Source organism: Sneathiella sp. (assembly GCF_036960985.1).
In the GTDB taxonomy this organism is placed as follows: domain Bacteria; phylum Pseudomonadota; class Alphaproteobacteria; order Sneathiellales; family Sneathiellaceae; genus Sneathiella.
In genome coordinates this window covers 1-2,159 of the sequence record NZ_JBALWD010000065.1, presented here as the reverse complement: position 1 = coordinate 2,159, position 2,159 = coordinate 1, and the positions used below count along the sequence as shown (strand labels likewise).

Here is a 2,159-nt window from a genome sequence, read left to right as displayed (position 1 = left end):
CTGGTAATTTTCGGTTTTGCCGGTGTGTTTCTTCTCGCCCAATGGGGTATTGATCTTTTTGATAAAGAAAGCTCACTGGTTCGGGTCTGGGATGTAGTGATCGTCCTTATTGCCGGATATATTGCTTTCCAAATCGCAAAAATCGCTATCGAGCGAAAAATCGAAGACGAGGGAACCGGTGCGGAAGCAGAGCCTGGTGCAGAAGGCGGCGGTGCCGGCGCGACACGTATCGCGACCCTCCTGCCCCTTATCCGTTATACTATTCTGACAACAATCGTCGTTATGACGGCGATGATCGCCTTGTCTGGTCTCGGCCTGGATGTCGGACCGCTTTTCGCCGGCGCCGGAATAATTGGAATGGCCGTCGGTTTCGGTGCTCAGACTTTGATCCGGGATATCTTCTCCGGTGCCTTTTTCCTTTTCGACGATGCTTTTCGTAAGGGAGAGTATGTTGATGTGGGGGCTGTCAAAGGCACCGTGGAACGCATTACGATCCGGTCCTTGCAGCTTCGGCATCATATGGGCCCGCTGAACACCATCCCCTATGGTGAAATTACAATGCTCAAAAACTATTCCAGAGACTGGGTCATGATGAAGCTCAAACTTCGCCTGACCTACGATACAGATGTCGAAAAGGTTCGCAAACTGATCAAAAACCTTGGTATAGAATTACAACAACACCCGGAATTTGGGGAAGATTTCTTGCAACCGCTCAAATCCCAGGGCGTCTACGCCATGGAAGATTCCGCAATGATCATTCGGGTAAAATATATGACCCGTCCCGGCGATCAATTTGTCATACGCAAACATGTTTATGCGCGGATCCGCGAGCTATTTGCGGAGAACGACATCAAGTTTGCCCACCGTCAGGTAACTGTCAGGTTAGCGGACAGTGACTATGAAAACTTGACGGAAACACAGAAAGCACAGGTTCTGGGCGCGGCGCTGGAAGATCCGGAGCCGAAACCCTCCTAGGCTTAAAGACGCCGGGCGCTTGAATTCTGTTATGAGGGGTTATGTCAGAACTTATACAGTATACTGACTGACCCATAGCCATAAATATCGCTACCGCGTTGCTTTGTGAGCGGACTGTCCTTGGCACTCCCGCCAAGTTTGTTGAAGGACGTGATGCCCAGTACTACCCAGTTTTTGGTGAGAGCATAACGGGCGTTAAAGCCCACGGAATAATTATTAAAGCCACTGTCGGCATTATACTGCGCCAGGCCAGATCTGGCGGATTGTACATCATTAATTCCAAAATAGGTTTCCGAGTATTTCTTGGAGACCCAGGTCGTTCCGATAAACGGCGTAACGGACAACCTCTTTGATAGCCTGAAATCATACCCGGTGCTGACATTGACTCCAAACCCTTCGGCATCCCCGGCAAGAGCAAACAACGCAGCGCTGTTGATCCACCAATTTCCCGGCTGATATTCCACAAAGCCGCCACCCAGCAATGTGGTTCCAATATCACCGAGGCCTCGCAAATCGCTGCTCTGATCTTCGTCACGGCCCAGATCCAGATTAATCAAAGGTCCCGCTTTTAGACCGTTTTCGTTAATAACATTGTAGCCAAAGCCACTATACGCCATCCCGAAACCGCGAGTATTGAGGAAGAAATTTTCATATTGGGCGTTAACGGAAGGCTGTAGGATAAACTCATAGTCGTCCGCACCCAAATACTCCGGGGCATATCCAACGCCCAGCCCAAGGATCAGATAATTTCCACTTAGATCGGTGCCGCCCGTTACCTCCGGCTCAGACGTTTCTGCAAATGTCGGACCCGCCAGTGATACGCCCAAACTGAAAACTAAAGAGCCGATCAAAAAACGCATTCTCATTCCAGTTCAATATAAATCACCTTTATTCGTCCTTAACTATAACAGCCGCAGCATTTTGCAAGAACTATGAAGCCCCGCGATCCATTTGCACATGGCCAGGGACCAATAATTTAGTGGTAAAACTACCGTGAATTTCTAGTAATGAGGGCATAGAAAAGACATTGTTTCACGTGAAACATGTGCGTGCGCGAATTGGGAAGGGAATCCCCCTTTCGGGAGGTAATGGTGGAGCCAGACGGGATCGAACCGACGACCTCTTGAATGCCATCCAAGCGCTCTCCCAACTGAGCTATGGCCCCACAATTGTAGAGTTACCTC

The 2,159-nt window shown here is 49.6% G+C and carries 2 protein-coding genes and 1 tRNA gene; 1 reads left to right on the top strand and 2 read right to left on the bottom strand.

The genetic code is table 11. From position 1 onward, the window contains the following. Nucleotides 1–975 (top strand): mechanosensitive ion channel family protein (locus V7723_RS19690; RefSeq protein ID WP_335686209.1); only part of this gene is annotated, 975 nt, incomplete at its 5' end. A 44-nt stretch (nucleotides 976–1,019) separates the two neighbouring features. On the opposite strand, the gene V7723_RS19685 is transcribed toward V7723_RS19690, so the two are convergent. After that, on the bottom strand, nucleotides 1,020–1,835 hold the full coding sequence (locus V7723_RS19685) for a MipA/OmpV family protein (protein WP_335686208.1): 816 nt from the start codon (nucleotides 1,833–1,835) through the stop codon (nucleotides 1,020–1,022). 229 nt (nucleotides 1,836–2,064) lie between these two features. Then, nucleotides 2,065–2,140: transfer RNA gene (locus V7723_RS19680), tRNA-Ala, on the bottom strand. Nucleotides 2,141–2,159: the final 19 nt, after the last annotated feature.

Bases quoted from the DNA above. Each gene is read 5' to 3' on its own strand.
- V7723_RS19685 (WP_335686208.1), bottom strand. From the start codon at position 1,835: ATGCGTTTTTTGATCGGCTCTTTAGTTTTCAGTTTGGGCGTATCACTG.